This is a genomic window from Bacillus sp. PAMC26543 (assembly GCF_014250375.1).
Lineage (GTDB): Bacteria > Bacillota > Bacilli > Bacillales > Bacillaceae > Bacillus > Bacillus halotolerans.
Map to the genome: position 1 here is coordinate 3340137 of NZ_CP060193.1, position 24999 is coordinate 3365135.

The 24999-nt window shown below is 46.6% G+C and carries 20 protein-coding genes; 5 read left to right on the forward strand and 15 right to left on the reverse strand.

Annotated features, from left to right (window positions below; genetic code table 11):
• Nucleotides 1–122: 122 nt before the first annotated feature.
• The 6 genes from H7F27_RS16905 to yfmT all read right to left on the reverse strand — a co-directional run bounded on the left by H7F27_RS16905 (nt 123) and on the right by yfmT (nt 6850).
• Entirely contained in the window at nt 123–1313 is a 1191-nt protein-coding gene (locus H7F27_RS16905; RefSeq protein WP_101860595.1) for an MFS transporter, read from the reverse strand.
• 65 nt (nt 1314–1378) lie between these two features.
• Nucleotides 1379–1801, reverse strand: coding sequence for a MerR family transcriptional regulator (locus tag H7F27_RS16910; RefSeq protein WP_024120538.1), 423 nt, complete (start codon nt 1799–1801; stop codon nt 1379–1381).
• A 124-nt stretch (nt 1802–1925) separates the two neighbouring features.
• Nucleotides 1926–2372: a YfmQ family protein gene (locus tag H7F27_RS16915; protein WP_044163571.1), complete on the reverse strand. Its 447-nt coding sequence runs from the start codon at nt 2370–2372 to the stop codon at nt 1926–1928.
• Nucleotides 2373–2495: 123 nt separating this feature from the next.
• Nucleotides 2496–4385, reverse strand: coding sequence for an ABC-F family ATP-binding cassette domain-containing protein (locus H7F27_RS16920; RefSeq protein ID WP_185848186.1), 1890 nt, complete (start codon nt 4383–4385; stop codon nt 2496–2498).
• A 134-nt stretch (nt 4386–4519) separates the two neighbouring features.
• Entirely contained in the window at nt 4520–5140 is a 621-nt protein-coding gene (locus H7F27_RS16925) for a methyl-accepting chemotaxis protein (protein ID WP_369810965.1), read from the reverse strand.
• 252 nt (nt 5141–5392) lie between these two features.
• Entirely contained in the window at nt 5393–6850 is a 1458-nt protein-coding gene (yfmT, locus tag H7F27_RS16930; protein ID WP_024120534.1) for a benzaldehyde dehydrogenase, read from the reverse strand.
• Nucleotides 6851–7097: 247 nt separating this feature from the next.
• Between yfmT and H7F27_RS16935 the strand changes: the two genes are divergently transcribed.
• From H7F27_RS16935 to H7F27_RS16945, 3 genes are all read left to right on the forward strand, one after another.
• Entirely contained in the window at nt 7098–8483 is a 1386-nt protein-coding gene (locus H7F27_RS16935; protein ID WP_103672165.1) for a branched-chain amino acid transporter BcaP, read from the forward strand.
• A gap of 103 nt (nt 8484–8586) precedes the next feature.
• Nucleotides 8587–9297, forward strand: coding sequence for a YjjG family noncanonical pyrimidine nucleotidase (locus tag H7F27_RS16940; RefSeq protein WP_024120532.1), 711 nt, complete (start codon nt 8587–8589; stop codon nt 9295–9297).
• A gap of 121 nt (nt 9298–9418) precedes the next feature.
• Complete coding sequence (locus H7F27_RS16945) at nt 9419–10651, forward strand: MFS transporter (protein WP_059293863.1); 1233 nt, start codon at nt 9419–9421, stop codon at nt 10649–10651.
• 29 nt (nt 10652–10680) lie between these two features.
• Here the strand turns inward: H7F27_RS16945 and H7F27_RS16950 are convergent, their stop codons facing one another.
• The 7 genes from H7F27_RS16950 to H7F27_RS16980 all read right to left on the reverse strand — a co-directional run bounded on the left by H7F27_RS16950 (nt 10681) and on the right by H7F27_RS16980 (nt 21298).
• Nucleotides 10681–11616 carry a glycosyltransferase family protein gene (locus tag H7F27_RS16950; protein ID WP_101860623.1) on the reverse strand — a complete coding sequence of 312 codons (936 nt, stop codon included), beginning with the start codon at nt 11614–11616 and terminating at the stop codon, nt 10681–10683.
• A gap of 14 nt (nt 11617–11630) precedes the next feature.
• Nucleotides 11631–12794 carry a glycosyltransferase family 2 protein gene (locus tag H7F27_RS16955; RefSeq protein WP_101860600.1) on the reverse strand — a complete coding sequence of 388 codons (1164 nt, stop codon included), beginning with the start codon at nt 12792–12794 and terminating at the stop codon, nt 11631–11633.
• A 28-nt stretch (nt 12795–12822) separates the two neighbouring features.
• Entirely contained in the window at nt 12823–13734 is a 912-nt protein-coding gene (locus H7F27_RS16960; RefSeq protein WP_185848187.1) for a putative nucleotide-diphospho-sugar transferase, read from the reverse strand.
• A gap of 22 nt (nt 13735–13756) precedes the next feature.
• Nucleotides 13757–14725 carry a GDP-mannose 4,6-dehydratase gene (locus H7F27_RS16965; protein ID WP_024120527.1) on the reverse strand — a complete coding sequence of 323 codons (969 nt, stop codon included), beginning with the start codon at nt 14723–14725 and terminating at the stop codon, nt 13757–13759.
• A 6-nt stretch (nt 14726–14731) separates the two neighbouring features.
• Complete coding sequence (locus tag H7F27_RS16970; protein ID WP_024120526.1) at nt 14732–15496, reverse strand: glucose-1-phosphate cytidylyltransferase; 765 nt, start codon at nt 15494–15496, stop codon at nt 14732–14734.
• A 240-nt stretch (nt 15497–15736) separates the two neighbouring features.
• The gene (gene ltaS1, locus H7F27_RS16975) at nt 15737–17656 is read right to left on the reverse strand and encodes a lipoteichoic acid synthase LtaS1 (RefSeq protein ID WP_024120525.1); all 1920 of its coding nucleotides are present in this window, start codon (nt 17654–17656) and stop codon (nt 15737–15739) included.
• Between the two features lie 453 nt (nt 17657–18109).
• Nucleotides 18110–21298: a bifunctional cytochrome P450/NADPH--P450 reductase gene (locus H7F27_RS16980; protein ID WP_103672161.1), complete on the reverse strand. Its 3189-nt coding sequence runs from the start codon at nt 21296–21298 to the stop codon at nt 18110–18112.
• Between the two features lie 149 nt (nt 21299–21447).
• Here H7F27_RS16980 and H7F27_RS16985 point away from each other — a divergent pair, with 149 nt between their 5' ends.
• Nucleotides 21448–22521 (forward strand): DUF3900 domain-containing protein, encoded by a 1074-nt coding sequence (locus tag H7F27_RS16985; RefSeq protein ID WP_185848188.1) that lies wholly within the window; start codon nt 21448–21450, stop codon nt 22519–22521.
• Nucleotides 22522–22667: 146 nt separating this feature from the next.
• Here the strand turns inward: H7F27_RS16985 and H7F27_RS16990 are convergent, their stop codons facing one another.
• Together H7F27_RS16990 and H7F27_RS16995 are read right to left on the reverse strand one after the other, a co-directional pair.
• Nucleotides 22668–23018: a hypothetical protein gene (locus tag H7F27_RS16990; RefSeq protein WP_103672159.1), complete on the reverse strand. Its 351-nt coding sequence runs from the start codon at nt 23016–23018 to the stop codon at nt 22668–22670.
• Between the two features lie 91 nt (nt 23019–23109).
• On the reverse strand, nt 23110–24219 hold the full coding sequence (locus H7F27_RS16995) for an FAD-dependent oxidoreductase (RefSeq protein WP_185848189.1): 1110 nt from the start codon (nt 24217–24219) through the stop codon (nt 23110–23112).
• 161 nt (nt 24220–24380) lie between these two features.
• Here H7F27_RS16995 and H7F27_RS17000 point away from each other — a divergent pair, with 161 nt between their 5' ends.
• On the forward strand, nt 24381–24884 hold the full coding sequence (locus tag H7F27_RS17000) for a transcriptional regulator YetL (RefSeq protein WP_185848190.1): 504 nt from the start codon (nt 24381–24383) through the stop codon (nt 24882–24884).
• The last annotated feature ends 115 nt before the right edge of the window (nt 24885–24999 follow it).

Below are 24999 nucleotides of genomic sequence, written 5' to 3' on the forward strand. Positions count from 1 at the left end.
ATAATAGAAGGGGTTAAAAAAATGATAAATGGCTATCTGACGGGAAATACGATCATACCATTATGAGGGGAAAGATTAAGCAAATAAAAAAAGACACTGCACCTTAGCAGTGTCTTTCCTTATTAATGTCCTGCCTTAATTCCGGCAAGATGTTTACGACCCAGCAGAAGCACAAGCATACCGACGAGAACAACAATTCCGCCAACTGTATACGGCGCGCTTGCTGTGAAGTGTTCTGACAGCATTCCCGCAATCCACGGAGCGATCGCGCCGCCGATGAAGCGGACTGAGCTGTAGGCTGAAGAAGCGATTGAACGTTCAACCGGCGCAGAGCCCATGACAGCTGTTGTCATGATCGTGTTGACCATACCAAGGACAGCACCGGCCACAACGATACATGTAATAATCAACGCCTGATGCTCTGTCCAGATGCCCATGATGATCAGAATGACCGCAAAGGCGATAAAGAGAACAACCAAGGAACGCACTGTACCCAGCGCTTTGTGCACAAGCGGCGCCGTAAAGACTGACGTAATCGCCAGCAGAAGTCCCCAGCCAAAGAAAACATATCCAAGGCCGTGTTCATCTAAATCCAGAACGAACGGAGAATAAGCGAGCAAAATAAAAAATCCAAAGTTGTATAAGAAAGCCGATACCGCCATTGTCAAAAGGCCTTTATATTTGAGTGCCTTCATGGCGTCAAATACCCCAACGCGCTTCGCCGGTTTAGGCAATGTCGGCAGCATCAAGGAAATGGCGATTAACGCAATAAACATCAGGACAGATACCCCGAAGAACGGCGCGCGCCATGAAATGCTTCCAAGCTCTCCGCCTGCAAGCGGTCCGACGGAAATACCGAGTCCGAGCGCCGCCTCATACAAAATAATCGCTTGAGCGCTGCCGCCGACAGACACGCCGACAATGACCGCAAGCGCTGTTGAAATAAATAACGCATTACCTAGTCCCCAGCCGCCGCGATAGCCGACGAGCTGAGCAATTGAGCTTGAACTTCCGCCAAGCGCTGCAAAGATAATAATAAAAATAAGTCCGAGAATTAACGTCCATTTTGCACCGATCCTGCTGGAAATGGCTCCTGAGAAAAACATCATAAATCCGGTAACGAGCAAATAACTTGTAAATAAGAGTGATACTTCACTAGGTGAAGCATGTAATTGTGCGGCAATCGCCGGAAGAATAGGATCGACCAGCCCGATTCCCATAAAGGAAATCACACAGGCAAACGCGACAGCCCATACAGCTTTCGGCTGATTCAGCAAACCTGTCTTCTGATTCACTTGTTTTGTATTGTCCATTTGATCTGACCTCCATCTTTATTCCATTAAAAGAAACGCTACAAAAATAGCGTTTACCAAACGTTTTATTCGATTGATTGAATGGCATGCTCCGCTTTGTCTTTCATCCCGTGCAGACGTTCTTTAAAGCTTTGGAATGTGCGGATTTTTTCATCAATCAAATCCAGCTGGTGATTCAGCGTTTCCTGAATTTCCTCCAGCTTCTCTTTCCGTTCCTTTGGATCCAGTGACAACAAATACCCCTCTTTGTTTAACTCAAGCTGGCGGCTGGTTTCCATGAAATGCTGAAGCTCCTGAAGGGAAAAACCAAGCACTTCCTTTGTGCTGATCACTTTCTCAAGCTCTTCCATATCATCCTCTGAATAAAGTCTAACGCCTCCTTCCGTCCGTTTCGGCGCTGGAATCAAGCCGATTTCTTCATAAAACCGAATGGTCCGCTTTGTCAGCCCGCTTCTTTTGGCAACTTGATCAATCTTCATCCATTCCATGGTAAATCCCCCTTCGCCTTTTCTGTTATCATTATACACCTTTTATACCTTAACGTAAACGTTAAGTTTTGAAATATAATAAAAAAGACGAGTACATAAAGCACCCGTCTTTCATTATCCTATTTTAAGCTAAGCTCCCTGTCACTGACAAAGACTGCTTTTGCATGCTTTCAGAAAGCAGTCGATACGCGATAACCTTCTTCTTGTACTGTTTCACGACATCGATATGGTCATCGTAGCTGTACACAAACAGCTTTACATCTTTTTTGCCTTTTTTCGTATCTATCACGAGCGGTGTTCCGCCGTTTTCAGGGTATAAATAACGCTCTTCGTCGCCTGGGTAAATATAATATTTCTCCAGGAAGACAGCTTCGTTAAATTGATCGATCATGTGCCTTTTCTCTTCACCCTCGAGGCGTTTTCCATCTAGAGAGAGAACAGCATCTTCGTCGTTCAGCTTGGCGTGAACCTCGAATTTGCTGAGCAGCCATTCTATGACGCCTGTTGGCAGGCAGGTTAATACGATTTTCACCAGACTCATGAGGATTAACATCACGATAGCCCATGTCATACTTCATCATCTCCGTTAGTTTTCCGTGTGCTGCTGACACACAATTCCATCCTATCATAAGCTGGCCGTTTCGTTTTTGTACATTATGTGAAAAAAAGTGCGGCCTGCTGCGGCCGCACTTTTCTAGCTTTCCAGCTCTTCTATCATGAGGGACAATTCCGTCCAGCGATCCATCGCTGTCTCAAGCTCTTCCGCTGTTTTTGCCTGCTCGGCCATCAGCTCTTGAATTTTCCCGAAATCACTGCCCGCCGCGGCGATATCCGCTTCGAGCTGTTCATGCTTTTCTTCAAGCTCGGCAATTTTATCTTCAATGCCGTCCCATTCAAGCTGATCTTTGTAAGAAAGCTTTTTCCGTTTTTTCTTCGGTTCCGCTTCAGCCGGTTTGATTTCTGTTGCGGGTTTTTCAGCCGTTTTTTTCGCTTTGGCCTGCTCCATATAGTCGCTGTAGGAGCCTTGGAACCGTGAAATCACGCCATTTCCTTCAAATACAATCAAACGGTCTACGACGCGGTCAAGGAAGTAGCGGTCATGGGATACGGTGATGACAACGCCAGGGAACTGTTCAATATAATCCTCAAGCACGCTTAACGTTTCTGTATCCAAGTCGTTCGTCGGCTCATCGAGAAACAGCACATTTGGCTCCTGCATCAGAACCTGAAGCAAGTATAAGCGCCGCTTTTCTCCGCCGGACAGCTTGCGGATATAGGTTTGCTGCATGGAGCGCGGGAAGAGAAAGCGCTCAAGCATTTGTTCAGCGGTGACGATATCGCCGTCCTCTGTTTTCACGACTTCCGCTGTTTCTTTCATGTATTCAATCACCTTCAGCTCACCGTTCATTTCACTGTGATCCTGGGTATAGTAGCCGATTCTTACTGTTTGGCCGATCGTAATATGCCCGCCGTCAGGAGTGATTCGTCCGGCAAGGCTGTTTAACAGTGTTGTTTTTCCAATGCCGTTCGGCCCGATGATCCCGATTCGTTCACCTGGTATAACCAGTTCATTGAATCGATCGACAAGCACGTTTCCTCCATAAGCGATCATCACGTTCTCCGCTTCGATTACTTGCTTTCCAAGACGGTGGGAGCCGATCGCAAAGTCGAGCGAGCCGGCTGACTGAGGGCCTTTCTGCTCCTTAAGCGACTCTACCCTGCCGATTCTCGCCTTTTGTTTTGTGGAGCGTGCTTTCGCTCCGCGTCTGAGCCAGGCCAGTTCACGGCGCAGCAGATTTTGCCGCTTTGTTTCTTTTTGCTCGGCCTGCGCTTCCCGTTCCGCGCGCTTTTCCAAAAAGACTTCATAGTTGCCTTTGTAGGTATAGAGACTGCCCCGTTCAAGCTCATAAATGCGGTTTGTCACGCGGTTTAAGAAGTACCTGTCGTGCGTCACCAGCATGACGGCACCTGGATATTGCGCCAAATACCCTTCAAGCCATTCAATCGTTTCATTATCCAAATGGTTCGTCGGCTCGTCTAAGATCAGGAGGTCGGCGGGCTGGATTAAGTTTTTCGCAATCGCCACCCGTTTTTTCTGTCCGCCTGAGAGCTCGTTGACAGGCTTTGTCACGTCAGTTACTCCCAGCTTCGATAACACCGTTTTCGCCAAGGTATTCGCATCCCACGCATTGTTTGCATCCATTTTCGCCTGCGCAGCCAGCAGGTGTTTCTGGCGTTTTTCATCTTCCGGGTCTTCTCCCAGTTCATAGAGCGCCTTTTCATATTCACGGAGCGTTCTCATGACAGCCGATTCACCGGAATAAATATGCTCCAGTACAGTTTGTCCAGCAGGCAGCTGCGGGTCCTGATGAAGAAATTCAACATGCACGCTGCCGGATTTGGCGATGTCGCCTTCTTCAACAGACTCCAAACCGGCAATCACTTTCAGCAGCGTTGATTTTCCGGTGCCGTTCGGCCCGATTAATCCGATTCTCTCATTCTCTTCAATATGAAAGGAGATATGGTCAAATAACGTCTTATCTCCGTATGTTTTGTAAAGGTTCTCCGCTTTTAGTATGCTCATGGTTCCTATCAATCCTCACGTAAGTTCATGTGTACATTTTAAATCAGCCGCTGGAATAAAACTAGTAAAAGAGCAGACAAATTTCATGGAAATACCGGACAGAAAAAAAGACCGGGGACTCTGTCCCCAGTCTCTTACTCTTCTTCAAGCGCTTTTTCTGCCATTTTAGCGAGATGCTGCGCACTGCCTGAGATCTCCTGCATCGTGGCGGAAATCTGTTCAACAGCCGCGGCTTGTCCGTCAGTATGCTGATTAATCGATTCAATCGATTCTTCTAGCCCTTTTAACAGGCTGTGGATTTTTTTCGTGATCTGATCGATCTGGCCGACATTTTCTTTCGAATGCGTCGCAAGCTTTCTGATTTCATCCGCTACGACAGAAAATCCTTTTCCGGACTCCCCTGCCCGTGCGGCTTCAATCGCAGCATTTAAACCGAGCAGATTGCTCTGGTCAGAAATGCCTTTCACGGTTACTGAAATATCAGCGATTTCTCCCGCGCTTTCGCTTACCTTTTTCGCTTGTGAGGAAATGCCCGACATTTGCGATGAGAATCCGTTAATTGATTCAGAAATATCGGAAATGGCCGCAGCCGTTTGTTCAACAACTGCCGATAAGCTTTCCGCTACATCATGAAGCTTAGAGGACTCCTCAAGACTCGTGCCGAGACCCACTCCCCCAATCACTCTTCCGTTCTGGTCATGAAGCGGGATGGCGCGTGCGATCAATGGAAAGCCGAACAATTCCTTCGGCACCATGCTCGTTTTTTTCTGATTGCTGCGGATCGCGTCTGTGATGATATCCCCTTCCTGCAGCGGATCTCCGGCTTTTACGTTAAGGGAAAAGGTTTTTGCCGGAATATTGACCAGCAATTTCTCCGTATCATAAATGCCGATTGTAATATCATCCTGAACCAGGCTGTTTAAATAAGGGGCTACTTTCACAAATGCGTCTAGAAGATCTGCTGTTTCATTTTCCGTTCTTATGCTCAATTCCAATCACTCCTTTTATTAGTAAGGGAAGCTTCGTTTTTCGTGCTGAACCGAAATCCATTTCAGCGTCGTAAATTCTTCAAGGCTCCATTCGCCATTTAATCGGCCGAGGCCAGATTGCTTTTCACCGCCGAAGGCCACATTCGGTTCATCATTAATCGTCGTGTCATTAACATGGATCATGCCTGTTTCAATCCGTTTCGCAAAAGCCACGCCGCGTTCAAGATTTGAGGTATGTACGGCTCCGCTTAAGCCAAATGGGGTATCATTCGCGATATCCACCGCTTCGTCTTCTGAATCAAACTTCATGAAGGAGACGACTGGCCCGAACAGCTCTTCCTTGGCAATGCTCATAAACGGTTTTACGTCTTTTAAGATGGTCGGCTCCACGATCGTCCCGTTAAATCCGCCAAGCTTCACTGGAACAGCCCCTTCTTCAATCGCTTTCTCAACAGATTTCATTAACCCGTCAGTCTGCCTGCTGTTGATTAAAGGCCCGATAATCGTATCAGGGTCCATCGGGTCGCCAACTTTCAGCGATTCCACTTTTGCCTGATACAGCTCAAGGAATTGATCATAAATTGATGAGTGAACCAGTACGCGATTGGCTGACATACAAATCTGGCCTTGATGGGTAAATCTGCTGAACACTGCCGCATTGACTGCATATTCGATATCCGCATCTTCAAGCACGATAAAGGCGCTGTTTCCGCCAAGCTCAAGAAGCGGCTTTTTAAAGTGCTTCATCGCGAGCTGGCCGATGTAGCTCCCCACTTTCGTAGATCCTGTAAATGAGATGATCCGCGGCACCGGATGTTCGACAAAGCTGTCACCGATTTCTGCAATGTCTGTGACAACAACATTCAGCAGTCCTTCCGGAACGCCCGCGCTTTCAAAAATCTTCGCAATCAGCGTACCGCCGCAAATCGGTGTTTCTTCGTGCGGCTTCAAAACGACGCCATTGCCTGCTCCGAGTGCCGGCGCTACTGATTTCATAGATAAAAAGAATGGGAAGTTAAAAGGACTGATGACACCGACAACACCTGCCGGCACGCGATATAATCTGTTTTCCTTGCCGTCTATTGTAGAAGGAAGAATTTTCCCTTCCATGCGGACAGGGAACGTCGCCGCTTCTTTCATGATATTTTTCACGAGTCCGATTTCAAAAGCTGCTTTCAGCCTTGTGCCGCCCAGCTCTTCCATAATCAAATAAATGATGGCTTCTTCATTCTCTTCGATATACGTTACGGCTTTTTCTAAGATTGCTCTTTTCTCGAATGGGTTGACCGCATCCCATTTTTTCTTCGCCAAAGCCGCTGCCCGGTACGCTTCATCTACATCATCAGCAGTCGCTTTTTGAAAGGATGTGATTGTTTTTTGAGTATAAGGATTTTTGTTTTCCAATACATTTGGGCTGCTGCCCTCCTGCCATTTTCCGCCAATAAATTGTTTGTTTAATTCTTCATATTGAAACATGGTCAGCATCTCCTTTTTAACAGCAAATCAAAATATGGCCAATCTATCATTTCTATCGGTTCACCATCAGCAAAATTCAATATCCTGTTTGTAAAAATTACTATATTATGATACGCCAACGCTTTTTAGCTTCTATCGTTTAAAGCAGAAAAATATATGATTGACGCCGTCAAATTTCGACAATATAATACAACGAGAAATGTATATAATGATTAGAATATTTTGAATTTTCCAGGAGGAACTTTTTATGAGTTCATTATTTAGAAAAAAATCGCTTGAAACATTAAATGCGCAGAGCCAGTCAAAAAGCCTCGCCCGTACTTTAAGCGCATTTGATTTAACACTTCTCGGTATCGGGTGTGTCATCGGCACTGGGATTTTCGTTATTACAGGAACTGTGGCCGCGACCGGTGCCGGTCCTGCCCTGATCTTATCGTTCATTTTAGCGGGTCTCGCCTGTGCGCTTGCCGCCTTCTGTTATGCTGAGTTTTCGTCTTCGATTCCGATTTCAGGAAGCGTGTACTCATACTCCTATATCACACTTGGAGAGCTGCTCGCCTTTTTAATCGGATGGGATCTCATGCTTGAATATGTCATTGCGCTGTCGGCGGTTGCCACGGGCTGGTCTTCATACTTTCAATCGCTGCTCGCCGGCTTTAACTTTCATATTCCGGCTGCTCTGACAGGAGCTCCGGGAAGCTCGCCGGGCGCCGTGTTTAACCTTCCGGCTGCGGTCATTATTCTCATCATCACTGCAATTGTCAGCAGAGGTGTCAAAGAAAGTACACGCTTCAACAACGTGATAGTGCTGATGAAAATCGGAATTATTTTATTGTTCATTATTGTCGGCTTCGGTTATGTCAAACCGGATAACTGGACTCCTTTTATGCCGTTTGGAATGAAAGGCGTCATTGTCAGCGCGGCAACGGTTTTCTTCGCGTATCTCGGATTTGACGCAGTTTCCAACGCTTCAGAAGAAGTGAAGCATCCGCAAAAAAATATGCCGATCGGCATCATTTCAGCTCTGGCCGTCTGCACCATTTTGTACATCACGGTATCGCTTGTTTTGACAGGCATGATGCCTTATGCCAAATTAAATGTCGGTGATCCGGTGTCCTTTGCGCTTAAATTCGTCGGCCAGGATGCGGTTGCGGGAATTATTTCTGTCGGCGCTATCATCGGAATCACAACAGTGATGCTCGCATTGCTGTACGCCCAGGTCCGTTTAACCTTTGCCATGAGCAGAGACGGTCTTTTGCCGGGATTGTTCGCAAAGATTCATCCGTCATTCAAAACGCCGTTCCGCAACACATGGCTGACAGGAATCGTCGCGGCGGGAATCGCAGGATTTATTAATCTCGGCACACTTGCGCACCTTGTGAACATGGGAACGCTTGCGGCATTTACAGTCATTTCGATCGCTGTTATTGTGTTAAGAAAGAAACACCCGGAAATCAAAGCTTCCTTCAGGGTGCCGTTCGTTCCGGTTGTGCCAATCATCAGCGCTGGAATATGCCTTTGGTTTATGTACAGCCTTCCAGGCATCACATGGCTTTCATTTGTTATCTGGATCGCCGTCGGTTCGCTCGTTTATTTCCTTTATGCAAAAAAACACAGCTTATTAAACAAATAATTGTAAGCCGTCGGTGCGGACATTTCAAACGTCCAATCCGCCGGCTTTTTTCGTTTTTGCGTGTGCTATACTTTGAGTATACATACAGAAAGGAAGACAAGCCTTGAAACCATACCGCACTTTATTATTTGATGTAGATAATACCATTTTGGATTTTACAGCGGCAGAAATATTAGCGCTGCGCCTGCTGTTTGAAGACCAGAACATTCCGCTTACCGATGAAATGGAATCCCGTTATCAAACAATTAATCAAGGCCTCTGGAGAGCCTTTGAAGGCGGAAACATGACTCGCGATGAAGTGATGACCACCCGCTTTTCCGCTTTGTTCAAGGAGTATGGCTATGAAGCAGACAGAGTGCTGCTAGACCAGAAATATCGCCGTTTTCTTGAAGAAGGGCACCAGCTTATGGACGGAGCTTTTGATCTCATCGCAAAACTGGAACAGCATTTTGATTTGTATATCGTGACAAACGGCGTTTCCAGTACTCAGTATAAGCGTCTCAGAGATTCAGGATTATTTCCGTTCTTCAAGGACATTTTCGTTTCTGAAGACACAGGTTTTCAAAAGCCGATGAAAGAGTACTTCGACTATGTGTTTGAACGGATTCCCCATTTTTCAGCGGAGCACACCTTAATCATCGGCGATTCGCTGACAGCGGACATCAAAGGCGGACAGCTCGCGGGAATTGATACGTGCTGGCTTAGCCCTGACATGAATCTCACTGAAACAGAGGTTGTGCCAACGTATCACATTCGTAAGCTTGAAGAGCTATATCATATTCTGAAAATCGAAAACACAATCATCAACTGTTAATGTTTTTTGGCCGGCGGGCGCTGCGTCTTTCCAGAAGGCGTCTTTTTTCCCTTGATAAATCCTTCACCTTATGAATAATATGGTGGTATGCACTGGTGATATATGTTAGGAGGAGAATCATTTGGCTATTGCCGCCCCGCTGAAGGAAAAACCTGTTCAAAAACCCGGCACCACCGTGTATCCGATTTTGTTTATCATCGGAATCTGCCACATGCTCAACGATTCGCTTCAGGCTGTGATTCCGGCCATGTTCCCGATTTTGGAACGCTCCATGAGTTTGACATTCACACAGCTTGGCATCATCGCTTTTACGTTAAACATGGTGTCATCCGTCATGCAGCCTGTCGTCGGCTGGTATACGGATAAACGGCCGCGGCCGTACGCCCTGCCGATCGGGCTGACTGCCAGCATGCTCGGCATATTGGGCCTTGCATTTGCCCCGTCATTTGTGACGATCTTGTGCTGTGTGTTTTTCATCGGATTAGGCTCCGCTATTTTTCATCCGGAAGGCTCCCGTGTGGCTTATATGGCCGCCGGCACAAAACGCGGGCTTGCCCAGTCCATTTATCAGGTCGGAGGAAACTCAGGCCAAGCGATGGCGCCCCTGATTACCGCGCTGATCCTTGTTCCGCTCGGACAATTCGGTGCTGTCTGGTTTACACTTGTAGCCGCGCTCGCCGTTATGTTTCTGCTTTATATTGCAAAATGGTACGCCGCTCGGCTCGGCAGTCTTGCACAGAAGCAGGGCACCCAAAAGAAAGCCGCTGAACAAAACTCGTCTGTCACCAAGTCCGTTATAACCGCTCTTATTATTATTATCTTTTTGATTTTCGCGCGTTCTTGGTATACGAGTGCGATTGGCAACTTTTACACGTTTTACGCGATGGATACATATCACGTAAGCATTCAGCAGGCTCAGAGCTATATTTTCGTCTTTTTGCTGTTTGGCGCTGTCGGAACCTTTCTCGGCGGCCCGCTCGCAGACCGTTTTGGAAAACGAGTTGTCATTCTCGGCTCGCTGCTGTGCTCAGCGCCGCTGGCGATTCTGCTTCCATTTGCCGGACCGGTTCTGGCCTATGGCGTACTCGCTTTGATCGGCTTGGTTCTCATGTCGAGCTTTTCCGTAACGGTTGTGTATGCACAGGAGCTTGTCCCCGGAAAGATCGGCACGATGTCCGGTTTAACCGTCGGCCTCGCCTTCGGTATGGGAGCAATCGGCGCTGTGGCGCTTGGCGCTCTCATTGATGCTGCGGGACTGACCCCGACCATGATTGCCATTGCGTTTCTCCCGATTCTTGGCATCCTTGCGTTTCTTTTGCCGAGTGATCAGAAACTGAGAGAATGGCATAGCTGAAAAAACCCCTGCCGCCTGGCAGGGGTTTTTTAATCAAGCTGTATAAAATGAGTGTCCGGCACCGCGTGCTTCGGGATAAAGCCGTCCGCAAAGTCCGGAAATGCCGCCTGTATTTCGTCAATCCATCTTTTCAGGTTTAACACATACGGCATATAAATCATTTCAATTGTCGCTTCGTCTTCAATGCGGTAATACCAGCAAAGATTAAATTCGTTCTCCGTCACCAATGTGAATCCGGAGAAATGATAGAAAATCAGCGGCGTTTCATCTAGATAAACGCGGCCGTCCTTTTGAGTCACCTTATAGTTTTCTATATTCCAAAGCGCCGTATTGGCTCCGGTTGATTTGACAACATGCACACCCTGATACTGCGCCGGCCACTTCTCCACATACCTTTGATCGCCGTACGTCTTTCTTTTCGTATTCATTTCCACCGTGCAATATTCAATGCAATCCTGTCTCCACTGCCACACCGCTTTATAGGCTTCTTCCGTATTCCGGGCGCCGACAAAGCCTGTGTTAAAACGCCCGGTCCGCTCATAATAAGACATGAACCGCGGCGAGTTGCGGTGATCGGTCAAATACAGTGAAGCCGCCGGATTTTCGGCAAAAATACGCGCTGGATCAGAAAAGAAAAACAGATCGGTATCCATATGGGCATAATATTCGGCGTCATCCCACTGGCTCATGACATGGAACAAAAATGCGGGCTTCAGTGTCCAGCAATACTCATGGAACGTTCTATTGCTTTTCGCTTCCAATAGCTCCGGATCTTCCATTTCATGAAGCTGCACAAAGGTGACATGCTCCCATGGCACGTGCTGTAGCAATTCATATGCCTTCTGATCAACACACAGCACATATAAATGAAAATCATCGCAATGCTCATGGAGGGAATGAATCATAGGCATCAGTTTAAAGATGTGCGTCCTTGACACTATTGTTGAAAAATGAAATTGACTCACCATACCACATCCATTTATCTAAGATCCACGTGCAGTAAATCATTGACAAGCGCATACAGTGCATTGGCAAAATCGTTCACGCCAAGCTTCTTCTTCGCTTTTGGCAGAAGCTTTTGAACGGCTTGCAAATCAAAGTTTTTCGCAGTCACCCGCGGTGTTTTTTTCTGCCAATCCGGGTCCAGATTGCGATCCTTCACGACATGGAGCAGCTCAAGAAACAGATGCAGCAGCATGTCGTATTTCTTCGAGTCCAGCAGCTTATGAATATCAGCCATAATCCTGTTGGTCATGTCCGGAGGGAATGGGCCGTTAAAGGCAAGATGAACGTCTAATGACTGAATGTTGTTATATTTGTCGCACATATAGGCAATGTTTGCTCTGATATCGTCTACTGACTGACAATTGCTCGGGTGCTCCTGATGAACGCTGACAATATCGCGGTGCAGCCTGAACGTGAGTCCGGCCTGATGGAGCCTGATCCCAAGATCATAATCCTCAAACCCGTACCGCACAATGCCTTCGTCAAACAAACCGAGATCAGCCACATGCTTTCGTTTTACTGATGAATTGTTTGTGATAAAAAAACGCCACGGCATATGGTAGCCCTTTAAGTCATCGCCGTATTCATCCAGTATCCGCTTCAGCACGTCAATAAAATCGGTATCAAGGTCAAAGCTTTGATCCAGAAAGCTTTCGTTTTTGATATCCGCTTCCGCCAGAAGCTTTTGTTTGTCTTTTTTTGGCATTTCATCATATAATTTTGCGAGCTGCTTCTTATGTTCATCTTCAAAGCGCTCATAATAATAGCTGTAGATCCTTTTCCAAAATAAACCGCACACGACAAGATTCTCTTCGTTTTCATGCGCTTTGATATGCTTTGCCACAAGATCCTTGGCAGCAAGCATATCGCTGTCATGGAATATCAGAATATCTCCTCTGGCATTGCGGACCGCCTGATTTCTTCCGTATGCAATGCCCCTGTTTTCTTTAATCCGTACAAAAATCAGCGGAAAGTCCGCTTGAAACGATTTGAGCATCGAGAGCGTCCCGTCCTCAGAGCCATTATCTGCTACGATGACCTCAAACTCTTCATCGCACTCCTGCTGGTTTAAAGACAGAAGGCTGTTATAGAGGCGCTCCTTTGAATTATATGCAGGAATAATAACGCTTGCTTTCACTTCATTTTCACTTCCTGTATTTAATCATTTATTTGTTATCATCTTTTGAAGCAAAACCGTTAAATTCAGGGTCAAGCGCTTTGATATGCTGAATGATATGCGGCAGGGTCTGCTGGTACAGCTCATGCACAAACGGCAGGTCTGTGCGTGTTGTTTCGTGAATCTGTTTGATTTCATTGATGCTGACGATTCGATATCCGCTGAAATGATAGAAGATCAGCGGGTTTCCATCTTCCAGCACAATTCGGCCATCCTTCCAGGAAAACGTATGCTGTCCGTAATTCCAATGGCCGATGTTCACACCTGGTGTCGTAATGTCACACACATTCGGAAACAGCTCAGACATATAATCCAAATAGCCCTGATCCCCGAATTTCCCTTCACCCGGCGCATTTTTACACTCCTCAAGACAGCGCTCCTTCCACCACTCCAGACAGTCCGTTCCTGCTTTATCATGTTTAAAGCTAATAAAGCCCGAGTTATATCTGCCTAACAGACGCTGCAGCATATCAATTTGCTCTCTCTCAAAGGAAGGGATGATAATATCGCCCCGGGAAAGCAGCACCGAGCAGTCCGGCTGGTTCGAAAATATCGGTGACGGGTCGGTGTAGAAAAATAAATCTCCGTCAATATACGTCACCCGTTCCAGTTCAGGATTGCTGTTCAGCACAGCTTGCAGAAAGATCGGCTTCATCGTCCAGCAGTATTCGCTTTGATCCCGTGTATCCTTCAGCTTCAGGAGCGTTTCATTTTCAAGCGCTGCCACCGGTACAAGTGTCAGCTGCTTCAGATTCAATTTCTGCAATACGCGGTGCGTGTCATCATCCATACAAAGCGTAAAAATGGGGCTTTCTTGATCGACTTGCGCTAAAGACTTAAATAAGGCGACTGCCTGATATAATCTTCCTTTTGATAAAACGGTGCAATAGGCGCTCGTCACGGTATGTTCACCTCATTTCGCGTTACTTTTTGAAGAATTCTGTGTACCACGCAATGGTTTTTTCAAGTCCTTCATCAATGGTGTAAGCAGGTGTCCAATTCAGCAGCTTTCTCGCTTTTTCCGCAGATAAATATTGGTGCTTGATTTCATTGCTTCCCTGATTCAGCACCTTCGGCTTTAGATTGCTGTTCATTTTCTTTAATATTTTCTCGACTAACTCAAGCACAGTCAGCTGAATCTCATTGCTGAAGTTAAAGGCTTCCCCGGCGAGGTTGTGTTCCTCCATTTTCTCCGCCAGAAGCAGATAAGCCTGAACGGCATCTTCAATATAGAAATAGTCGCGGACAAAGGTGCCGTCGCTGCGGATTTCGGGAGCTTCCCCGTTCAGCACAAGCTGAATTGTCTGCGGAATGATGCGGTTGAAGTTCAAATCCCCGCCGCCGTACAGATTTCCGCAGCGTGTGATACAGACCGGCAGGCCATAGGTGTGAAAATACGTATGGCTGATCAGATCCGCGCAGCTTTTCGATACGTCGTACGGATGCTTGCCTTGCAGCGGCATATCTTCATCGTACGGAAGGTTTTCTTGATCGCCGTATGCTTTATCGCTTGACGCGACAATGACACGCTTGATTAACGGATGCTTCCGGCAGGCCTCAAGAACATTCCACGTGCCGAGAATATTCGCTTCAAAGGTTGAAACCGGGTTGCGGTTCGCTACGCCGACAATCGCTTGTGCAGCGAGGTGAAACACCGTGTCGATTTCATACTCGCCAAGCGCGCGTTCAATCACAGGCAAGTCTTCAAGAGCGCCCTGCACGATGTTCATTTTCTTCACATGTTCTCCCTGATAAAGATTGGACTGAGGCACATGATCTCTGACAAGCCCCGTCACGTTTGCGCCCTGTTCGATCAGCTCTTTCACCAAATAGCTTCCTAAAAGACCTGTACAACCCGTGACAAATACGTTTTTATTTTTCCAGAAACTCAAATCAGTTCACCATACCTTCCATACATGTTGTCCTTGATCCCACAGCTTGTTGACTTCCAAAAGATTTTTATACGTATCGATTGCCGTCCAAAATCCGTAATGGCGATACACGGCAAGTTCACCGTCTTTCGCAAGGTTCTTCAGCGGTTCATCTTCGAACATGGCGTTTCCGTCCTCCGGCAAATAATCGAAAACCTTTGGATTGAGAACGAAAAATCCGCCATTGATGATGCCGTCACTCGATGTCTTTTCAGAAAATGTTTTCGCTATGCCATCCTCAACCGTTAAGGTGCCGAACTGCGAGACTTTATCAATGCCGGTGACAGTCGCGGCAGCCCCCTTTGTCTGATGATAGCTGATGAGATGAAAAAGATTGATATTGGCCAGCCCGTCCCCATAGGTGAGCATAAACGTTTCATCGCCGATGTAGTCCTTCGCCTGCAAGATTCTTCCGGCTGTCAGCGTGTCTTCCCCTGTCTCCAAAAATGTGATTTTCCACGTTTCAGGCTGTCCCAGCATCTGCACCTCTCCTGTAGAACTGTCGAGCGTGAGGCTGTTGTGCTTCCATTCGTAGTTCAGAAAATATTCTTTGATTTTTTCTCCTTTGTAGCCTAAAAGCAGAATAAACTCGTTCACTCCGTAGTACTGATAGATTTTCATAATATGCCATAGAATCGGTTTTCCGCCTATCATGGCGAGCGGTTTAGGAAGTTCATTCGTGACCTCACTCATTCTCGTTCCTTTTCCGCCGCAGAGAATGACCGCTTTCATCTCTACCCCTCATCTCTATGAATATTGAGTTCGAAACCTTGGTACCTCCTTACAATCTATCAAGGCATTTCCCCGATAATTTGTCCGATTCCAATACCGGTTTCAAAATCTACTGTAATGATATGAGAGAGAGGCGGCCTTGGTGACCAAATGGAATCTATTTTTTCAACTTGGTTATGTAACCACACAAAAAAAGAGCCCTGAGCGCGGCAATGCGCCCGCTCAAGGCTCTTCTTTGTCTTATTCGATATCTTTTTCCTTGCCGTAATGATAATCAGAAGGATCAACGGCTTTAAAGTCACTGAGTTTGTGGAATCTCAGCAAGTCTTTGTAAAGGACACTGTCTGAAAGCTTCAGCTGCTGTGTCACTCTCGTTTTCAGGTTCTTCGTATCTTCATTCGCTTTTACTTCTTTACCTGTCTTCGTATCATAGATAATATTGTCGACAGATGTGTACTTCGGCGTTACAAAGTCGCCGTTTCTAAACGCCACTGTGTCGTCGTGGTCTTTAGAGAATAAATCGGTACCGAAGTTGATATATTTCTCAGAATCAATACCTTGCAAGTGAAGAAGTGTCGGCATGACGTCAATTTCGCCGCCATACGTATGGTTCACTCCGCCTTTTTTGCCAGGAATGCGGATCATCAGAGGCACACGCTGGTTTTGTGCGTTTTGATAATCTGTGATCTCTTTTCCGAGAATTTCTTTCATCGCGCGGTTATGGTTTTCAGAAATCCCATTGTGGTCACCGTAAATCATGATGACTGAGTTGTCATACAGACCTGCTTCCTTCAGTTCCTTGAAGAATTGCTCAAGGGACTCGTCAAGGTAACGGGCAGTCTGGAAGTAGCTGTCGACTGTATTATCGCCAGTCGTCGCTTTCTTAATCGTCGCGTCTTTTTCATCCAAGTTAAACGGATAATGGTTTGTCAAGGTAATCAAATGCGCGTAAAACGGCTTTTTCAGAGATTCAAGTTTTGGAATCGATTCTGTAAAGAACGGCTTATCCTTGAGCCCCATATTAATGATGTTTTCTTCTGACATGTCGTACGTGCTTGCGTCGAAAAATTTGTCATAGCCGATATGTTTGTAAATCTGATCGCGGTTCCAGAACGATTTGTAGTCACCGTGCAGGACGGCGCTTGTATAGCCTTCCTTCTGATCCAAAATCGCAGGAAGCGACTGGTATGTGTTTTCGCCTTTTGTTACAAATGCGGAGCCTTCCGGAAGACCGAAGATCGAGTTATCCATTGTCAGCTCGGCATCAGATGTTTTACCCTGACCTGTCTGATGGAAGAAGTTATCGAAGTACGTGACGTCTTCGCCGCCGTGGGCCAGTTTATTTAAGAATGGCGTAACTTCTTCACCGTTCAGCTTGTAATCAATCAGGAACGACTGGAAGCTTTCCAGGTGAATCTTAATGATGTTTTTGCCTTTGGCAGAACCAAAGTACTCAGCGTTCGGCTTCGCGTAATGTGACGTCGTGTAATTCTCGACACTTGTCAGATCATCGCTGCTTGCATACGCTCTTTGCGTTTCTGTTTGAGCCGTCTGCACACCGTCATAAATGGTGTAATTGTAAAGACCTAAGTATTTTACGATATAATTGCGGTCAAATGTTCTTGTCAGCAGCTGCGGGCGGTCTTTTTCCGCAAAATGCAGGTTGATGAAAAACAGTGCGACCCCGGAAAGGATCACCAAAGACGCAAAACGTTTTTTCATTTTGAATCCTTTGAATTCAGGTCTCCAGATCAGTACCGCAATCAAGATGATAATATCTAAGAAATAGAAAATATCGTGACCGGCCATGATGCTGAAAATACCGTCTCCCATGTTTCCGACGTTGCCGGACTGTTTAATGTTCGGGAACGTTAAGAAATCATCAAAGAAACGATAGAATAAAATATTTGCATATAAAATGAACGTCATCACAAAATCAATAATCAGCATGATAATAGCCGATTTTCGCCCTTTCGCAAGCAAAGCCAGTCCTAAAAAGAAGACGGCGCTTGAGAACGGGTTAAACACCAAAAGGATTTCTTGGGTTGTGCCTTTTACCCCAAGGTTAAACTCTGTTTTGTAGGATAAATACGTTTTTGCCCAAAACAGTATAACAGCCAACACAAAAAAGCTAAGTTTGTAAGAAAAAAGTTTCTTCATGGCAACCTCTACTTTCTTAAACACTTTAAGTCTTTATTTACTTTTACCTTCTCTTTTATCCTGTCTTTCAATTCCTTCTTTCCAAACAAAATCAAGGCATCACACAACAAATAAATATACCGCGCTATACCGGGATATTTACGTTTTGCACCATACCATTTCTATTACACCTATTTCAAACCAAACACTGGACGAAAGAAGCCCTCAATTCGTTTCACTTTTTTTCTCGTAAATAAAAAAGGTTTCTTTTGTCATGCCCGCTTTTGGAAAAAAAGAAATAGATACCGAGTATAAGAATAACATAAACTAGCAAAAACGAGAAATAGGTCTTAAGGACAGCCCGCCCATCAGGCGGACTGTGGTTATTGTATGCACAGACGTTTAGCGAGATCACATTTTTTTAAAAAGGACATAACAAAAGGACTGGATCTTTCCAGTCCTTTGTAAAAACAATCAAATCCCTGACCAGACATCCTTTGCATACATGCCTGTTTCCTGCAGATGTTTGAGCCAGTTTTGCGCTTCTTCTTCACTGGTGCCATGAACAGACTGATATGCGTTTTGCAGCGCGGCCTCCACATCAGGCGCCATCCTGCTGCCGTCACCGCATACATAAAGCCGGCCGCCGCGGTCGAGGATCGAAATTAAGGTTTCCGCATGTTCCGCCATGAGGTGCTGAACGTACGTTTTCGGTATGCCTTCTTTACGGGAATAAGCCGTGTGCACAGTAACAATTCCGTCTTGTTCAAACTGCTTAAGCTCATCCCGGTAAATAAAATCGCGGTCATTTCTGCAGCCAAAATAAAGATGGGCTTCGCCGAGCGTTTTTCCCTCGCGTTTTAAAGCTGACCGGGCTTGCAGGAATCCGCGGAATGGCGCAACCCCTGTTCCCGGCCCCACCATGATGATTGGTGTTTCAGGGTCTTCCGGGAGCTGAAATCGGGATTCCGGTGTGCGGACAAACATCACGACATCATCTCCCGCCTTCCGCTCCGCCAAGTCATTCGATGCCACTCCGCGATATTCGCCGCGGCCGCTCCAAGCCGGCCCGCGCACAACGCCTACAGTTATCGAGGCTTGTTCCGGATTCACCCGCGGAGAGCTTGAAATCGAATAATACCGCGGTTTTAACGGGCGTAAAAGCTCTAAAAACCGTTCAAACGGCATTTCACATGCTTCATATTGTTCGAGCAGATCCAGCATGGAAATCCGTTTTTTCAAAATTTGTTCCTGATAAACGCCCTCTTCCGTCATATCTTCCAATTCACGTTTATGAGGCGGACAGACGGTAAATGCGGCCAGCTCGCGTATTTGCGCCCTTGTTGCCGCTTCCTGCACCTCGACGCTGTAGCTGAGCAGATCATGCAGGCTGACAGGCCGATCCAAAGGCAGATGCCCGGAGCTGCGCCCGCTTGCCGTCAGTGTAACTTGGTCAGTTCCTTTTAAGCCGAATCTGTGAAGAATCCGGCTGACATTTGTCCGGCTGTTCCTTGGCAGAACGCCAAGGTGATCGCCCTCCCGGTATTCGACGCCAGAAGGCAGCGCAATTTCAATATGGCGGGTGCTGCGCCCACTGTCTGCGGACTGGAGTTCACGATTTTCCGCAATGGATGCGTGAACCGCTTCATACGACCGGGCTAATGGGGATTCTCCCAGCCCCCTGACAAACTGAAGGCTCAGCGTGCTTCTCTCCTTATCAGCGTTTTTATTAAGCTCGAGTCCGAAGGCTTTGATGGCGTCCGACCACATGCTTTTTTTCCACTGGTCAAGCTGTCCTTCAAAATCACCGCTCACATCGCCCTCTCCGCGTGCAGAAAAACGGGTCGCCCCTTTTTCCGCTAGCTGCTCGTCAATGGTTCGGGGAACGTACTGATACGTGCTTGCCCAGTTATGATCTCCGCAGCCAAACACCGCATAATGGACACCCTCAAGCTCACCCGGCTGTATTTCTTCAAGCCACTGCACAAACTGCCCCGCATTGCTTGGCGGTTTTCCATTGTAGGAAGAGGTGACGATCACAACGGCTCCCTCTTTCGGCAGCTTTCCAATCTGATCGTTCAAGGGCGCAACCTCAGTCCTTACGCCGTGAAGACTGGCTGTATCTGCAAGCTCCCGGGCGACGCCTTCCGCAGTGCCGGTATCAGAGCCGTACAGTACGAGAAGCGGCCGGTTGTTGAGACCGATAACCGATGCACTTTTCGTTTCCTGTTTGCCCTTTTGTTCATCGTTGTGCTCCGCTTTTTCCTCAGACGGGACGCCGGCATGAATCGCTTCCTGATTTCGCGTTTGAACCCGGATGTGAAAATCACCGGGCTTAAGTGTCAGCGTTTGTTTGATATCAAGCTCATAATTCTCATGATCAATCAAAGTGAAATATTTTAAAATCATGCCCAGCACAAGTGTAGCCTCATGCAGGGCGAACTGCATGCCAATACAGGCTCTCTGTCCATTCCCGAACGGCTTGTAAGCATGATGAGGCACTTGGTCCTGATGTTCGAACCGTTCTGGACGGAATTCCTCAGCATCCTCTCCCCATGCGTCTTGATCGCGGTGAAGCTGCGGAATCAAGACAGAAATTCTGTCCTTGGTTGTGATCGGATATTTTCCGCCAATGACCGTATCTTCCTTCGGATAAAGGCTGAAAGCCGGAGCCGTCGGCCATAGACGCAATGATTCATTTAAAATCATCCGGATGTATTTCAGGTCAAGCACTTGTTTATAGGTCGGCGCTGCATCCGTCAGCACCCGGTCGACCTCTTCATACGCCTTTTTCAATTTGTCGGGATGCTTCAATAAAAAGTAGATCGCAAACGAAAGCAGACCGCTCGTTGTTTCATGGCCGGCAATTAAAAATGTAATGATCTGAAAACGAATGTTTTCATCATCAAGCTTTTCCCCGGTCTCCGGATCTTCCACCTTCAGCATCCGGGCGAGCAAGTCTTTTTCATCCTGGTCCCCATCCGCCTTGCGCTCTGCAATAATGCTGTCGACTAACGAAAACATCGTTTGAATATCGTGGTGGAATTGGCGCTTTGTTCTGACCATGAGTTTATCTTGAACATCAAGCCGCTGCATCTGGTGCATCGCTTCATCCAGCGCGCGCACCATGCTGTTGATAAACGGATGAGGCGTTTCTCTGTAGTAGCTGTTAAAACGATAGTTAAATCCGCATAACCCGATCGTGTCCAGCGTCAGCCGGGTCATATCCGCAGGGACGTCGACTGCTTCATTCGGATTGAGCCTGGCCCACTTTTGAATCAGCTGAACAGCGATATCGACCATTTTTTCATGATAATCCTTCATGGCCCGCTGGCTGAACGTCGGCATCAGAATGTTGTGCGCTTTTCTCCAGTTAGGCTCATGCGTCCAGCTTGTAAACAATCCGTCACCGGAAAACGCGCGAACTTTTTCCAAAGCGCCTTCAATGCTTTTATCGAAACGCTCTTCATCACAAACTTCTTTCACGAGTTCATGGCCGGACACCACAATTGTCGTGCCCGCCGGTGTGTGAATTTGAAAAATGGGGCCTTGCTCTTCTGCCAATTTGATCAGTGACAGGGTCGGTTTATCTTTATCAATTAAAGGAAGATTGCCGAGCGGTCCAAACGTCTTCGGCTGAGGAATCGGGCTTGTTTCCTTCATCGAACCATTCCTTTCCGTATGTAATGCTTTCTATCTGACTACATTTCCCTTTCATGGTGACGATTATTCCATTTCTCTGATTGACGCCTGATCATTGTTTTTTCTATACTTGAGAAGCTGTACAATACGCAAATAAGGTGAGTTCATATATGGATTTTGAAATTCGATTTTTATCCTTTTATGTCATACAGGTGGAGGGCAAGGATGAGCAGGCAAACAAGCAATTCAAGCACTTCCAGACCCTTAATACAGAGGAATTTGAAGAAAGCGAGCTGAAGGACTTTCTTGACGGAGAGCTGAAAAAAATCGTCAAACGGAAAGCGGATCGCCATCCCCAATCCGAGCAGGTGCCGACGAAAATCGGCCATTTTATCGTCGAACCCGGCCACGAGCTGGATTCCAACCCGAACTACAACATGTTCAACCGTGCGCGCCTGGCGGAAACAAAAGAGGACTTTAACGAGCTGAGCGAACAGTTCGTCCGCACGTACCTAGATACAAGCGCGGTCCGCGGCGGTGTGTTCTTAGTCGCTTCGGCTGTGCCGAGAAAGTACTTCGACGAGTCATTTGTCTTCATTATGAAATGTGATTTTGAGCCGAAGGTCGCCCGCATCTCAGACGCGTCTTCCCTCATTAAAAAAGTCGAAATGGCCATCACGACAAAAAACATGAAGAGCATCCAATACCCGTTCATGCCGGAGGAAGGAATGGTCGAGGAAGGCGAGCTGAAAATCCACCAAGCCTCGCACGCCCGCTATTTCGAGGATTTCCTGAAATTCGTTGAGTACGGCGAATCAATGCCGGAAATCATGAAAACCCAGGTCATGAACATGGTGCAGGAGCACGTCTATGAGACATTTGAGGACAACAGTGAAGAGCTCAAGCAGTTTGAACAAGACATCGAAATCTGGGAAGCGAGCGAAAAACGGGAAATCCAAGAACGCCTCGACACGCATCAAGTGATCGAAGCCTCCGCCCAGATCATCGAGCACACGCCGGAAGCCGAGCTGAAAATGAAAGTCGGAGAAACCGAGATTAAGGGATTGCTAGCTGATTTTGGCGAATCGATTCATCTTGCGAAGGTGAACGGGCGCTATGTCGCGCTGATTGAAGCCGAGACGATTTCGTTTGAGAAGGGCAGTTCGCCGGTGGAGTTTTATAAGCCTGAGGGGCTGCATGAGGTGATTGAGCGGATACAACAGAGGAACACAGAACAGCAATAATATAAATCTTTCAAATTATTTAAAGAAAACATAGTCTATTAGATTTATGTAATTTAAAAAAAGGTAGTTAATAATATTTAAAGTTAGAAATACTGAATATTTTAGAGTAACGCTGCCAGCAGTATAAATGCAGGCAGCGTTATAATTTATCGTTTGACTATAAAAGCTGGGGTTTTAATATTAAATTTTGCGCCAGAGGCTCTATTAGTAGCTATAAGTCTTACTCGGGCACTATTTTTCCCCTTTTTTAATGACTTCTGATTTTTCAACTTAAACACCTTTGCTGGTGTTGAGTGGCTAAAGGAACCCTTTTTCACTTCATTTACAACCCAATCATGACCATTCCACACTTCTACTCTCATTGAGTAATCAAATGTTGCAATTGAACCTCCACCATATGTTGCTACACAATCAATCGATGTTGCCCTCTCTGAATAAGAATCAGCATCTGTACAAATTTTCAACACATAATCTGAATAATAAGTATTACATGGCATACAAATTTCCCCTTCCTAAAGTTCAGTTCACAGCACTTAAAATGTTTAAAAAATACTGTGTTCATCTATAAGTGGCAAACGTATGACATTTCTAATAACCTTCTCTCAACACCGCATAGCACTCTCCAATCAGCTCTTCCGCTCCCGGCTCTCCTTTCAGCCCGCGGCGGACGATTTCTGAAGATAAGTCCTGCACTTTGAGCGCTCTTGGCGCTCTTCTTTCGAAGTATGCCTGAAATGCGGTTTTGATGCCGTCGTGGTTTTTGAGTTCTTCGGCGAGGACCATGGCATCCTCGATGGCCATTGCCGCTCCTTGTGCCAAGGTCGGCGCTCCGGCATGGGCGGCGTCTCCCCCGATGACGACGCGGCCTTTGTACCATGGCTCCTGTACTGCGACTTGCTCCAGTTTATTAAAAATGACGGGGTGTTCTTTTGACATATGCTTTGTGACAAAATCAAGCCCCGGGAAGCCTGAGAGGATCTCTTTGACTCTATCAAACCGGGTCTCTTCCTCATCCCAATAATCGCTCGCGCAAGGCTGAAGGACGAAAACATAGCCGGCGTGTTCCGCAAGCGGCACGACGCCGATTTGTGTCTCTCCGCTTCTAAACATCAATGTCGCGTCCTCAAAGGTATAATCGGGAAGTTCGATATAAAAGCGCCACGCCCCCATGCCGAGAAACTCTTTTTCTATTTCTTTTTGCAGCATGGCATCCCGCACAATGGAATGAATGCCGTCAAAGCCCGCCAGAATGTCGGCCTGCACCTTTTCTCCATCATCAAATACAGCGGTAACCGCTTCAGGCGTTTCTTCATAAGCCACAATCTTTTTCCCCCACAAAATCCTTGCGCCCGAAGCTTCGGCATGCTTGATGAGAATATCATTTAACATTTTTCGCAGGATATTATTGCGGCCCGGAAGCTTATCATCTAAGAAAGACTCACTGACTTTGAATAATAGATTCCCCTGCTTATCGAAGGTTTTAAACCATGCTGTTTGAAATCCATGCTCGCAGCACTCTTCAAATACGCCCAGCTCCTTTAACACCGCCAGTGCGTTTTGCGGCTGGAGAATCCCTGCGCCGGTCTTGCGGTTTTCTGCAGCCGCTTCACATAAGGTGACGGAAAAACCTGCTTTACTGAGAGAAATGGCTGCCGACAGCCCGCCGATTCCGCCCCCCGCAATCAGTATATGTTTCATGTTGATAACCACCTTTTCAGTTCTCTGTATGTAGTTAGGCACCTAACTATATTACCTTACTATGTGCGGCAAACAGCTGTCAATCATCTCCAACACGGGTTGCGTTCTGATTTTCCCTCCATTATAATCGTGTAACGACAAACGTACGGGAGCTTATTGTGATGGAATTAAAACATTTACCAAAATACAAGCATATAACAGAACATGCCGAGACATATTCCAATGTGGACGCCGGTTCTCTTGAATTATTTTTATCTTTGTTTGATATCTCGAAAAAAATGAATCATGTGATGGAGCATTATTTCGCCAGACGCGGACTGTCTGAAGGAAAATTTAAAATCCTGATGCTTTTGTTCGACGCAAAGGACCACACGTTAAGCCCGACGGAGCTCGCCAAGCAATCGAACGTCACGAAAGCTACGATTACCGGCCTGCTTGACGGACTGGCGAGGGACGGATTTGTCCGCCGCAGGCATCACACCGAGGATAAACGAAAAATGAGTATCGAGCTGACAAAGGAAGGCAAAGAACGGCTGGAGCAATTTCTGCCCGGCCATTTCAGCAGGATTTCCGAAGTAATGGAAAACTACAGCAATGAGGAAAAAGACATGTTCGTAAATATGCTGAGTGATATGTTTGAAAAGCTAAGCGTGTTTAAAGACTAAAAAACCCCGTCCGATCTGGACAGGCTACAGCACTTTTTCTTAAGGGACGGTGACAAATATGCCGCTGAACACAAACACAATGCCGATCAGAACAGATGTAAAAATGCCGGACACC

Excerpts from the sequence above, each read along its gene's own strand:
- H7F27_RS16905 (WP_101860595.1), bottom strand. The coding sequence starts at position 1,313 with ATGGACAATACAAAACAAGTGAATCAGAAGACAGGTTTGCTGAATCAG.
- H7F27_RS16910 (WP_024120538.1), bottom strand. The coding sequence starts at position 1,801 with ATGGAATGGATGAAGATTGATCAAGTTGCCAAAAGAAGCGGGCTGACA.
- H7F27_RS16915 (WP_044163571.1), bottom strand. The coding sequence starts at position 2,372 with ATGACATGGGCTATCGTGATGTTAATCCTCATGAGTCTGGTGAAAATC.
- H7F27_RS16920 (WP_185848186.1), bottom strand. The coding sequence starts at position 4,385 with ATGAGCATACTAAAAGCGGAGAACCTTTACAAAACATACGGAGATAAG.
- H7F27_RS16925 (WP_369810965.1), bottom strand. The coding sequence starts at position 5,140 with ATGGTGCCGAAGGAATTGTTCGGCTTTCCATTGATCGCACGCGCCATC.
- yfmT (WP_024120534.1), bottom strand. The coding sequence starts at position 6,850 with ATGTTTCAATATGAAGAATTAAACAAACAATTTATTGGCGGAAAATGG.
- H7F27_RS16935 (WP_103672165.1), top strand. The coding sequence starts at position 7,098 with ATGAGTTCATTATTTAGAAAAAAATCGCTTGAAACATTAAATGCGCAG.
- H7F27_RS16970 (WP_024120526.1), bottom strand. The coding sequence starts at position 15,496 with ATGAAAGCGGTCATTCTCTGCGGCGGAAAAGGAACGAGAATGAGTGAG.
- ltaS1 (WP_024120525.1), bottom strand. The coding sequence starts at position 17,656 with ATGAAGAAACTTTTTTCTTACAAACTTAGCTTTTTTGTGTTGGCTGTT.
- H7F27_RS16980 (WP_103672161.1), bottom strand. The coding sequence starts at position 21,298 with ATGAAGGAAACAAGCCCGATTCCTCAGCCGAAGACGTTTGGACCGCTC.
- H7F27_RS16985 (WP_185848188.1), top strand. The coding sequence starts at position 21,448 with ATGGATTTTGAAATTCGATTTTTATCCTTTTATGTCATACAGGTGGAG.
- H7F27_RS16990 (WP_103672159.1), bottom strand. The coding sequence starts at position 23,018 with ATGCCATGTAATACTTATTATTCAGATTATGTGTTGAAAATTTGTACA.
- H7F27_RS16995 (WP_185848189.1), bottom strand. The coding sequence starts at position 24,219 with ATGAAACATATACTGATTGCGGGGGGCGGAATCGGCGGGCTGTCGGCA.
- H7F27_RS17000 (WP_185848190.1), top strand. The coding sequence starts at position 24,381 with ATGGAATTAAAACATTTACCAAAATACAAGCATATAACAGAACATGCC.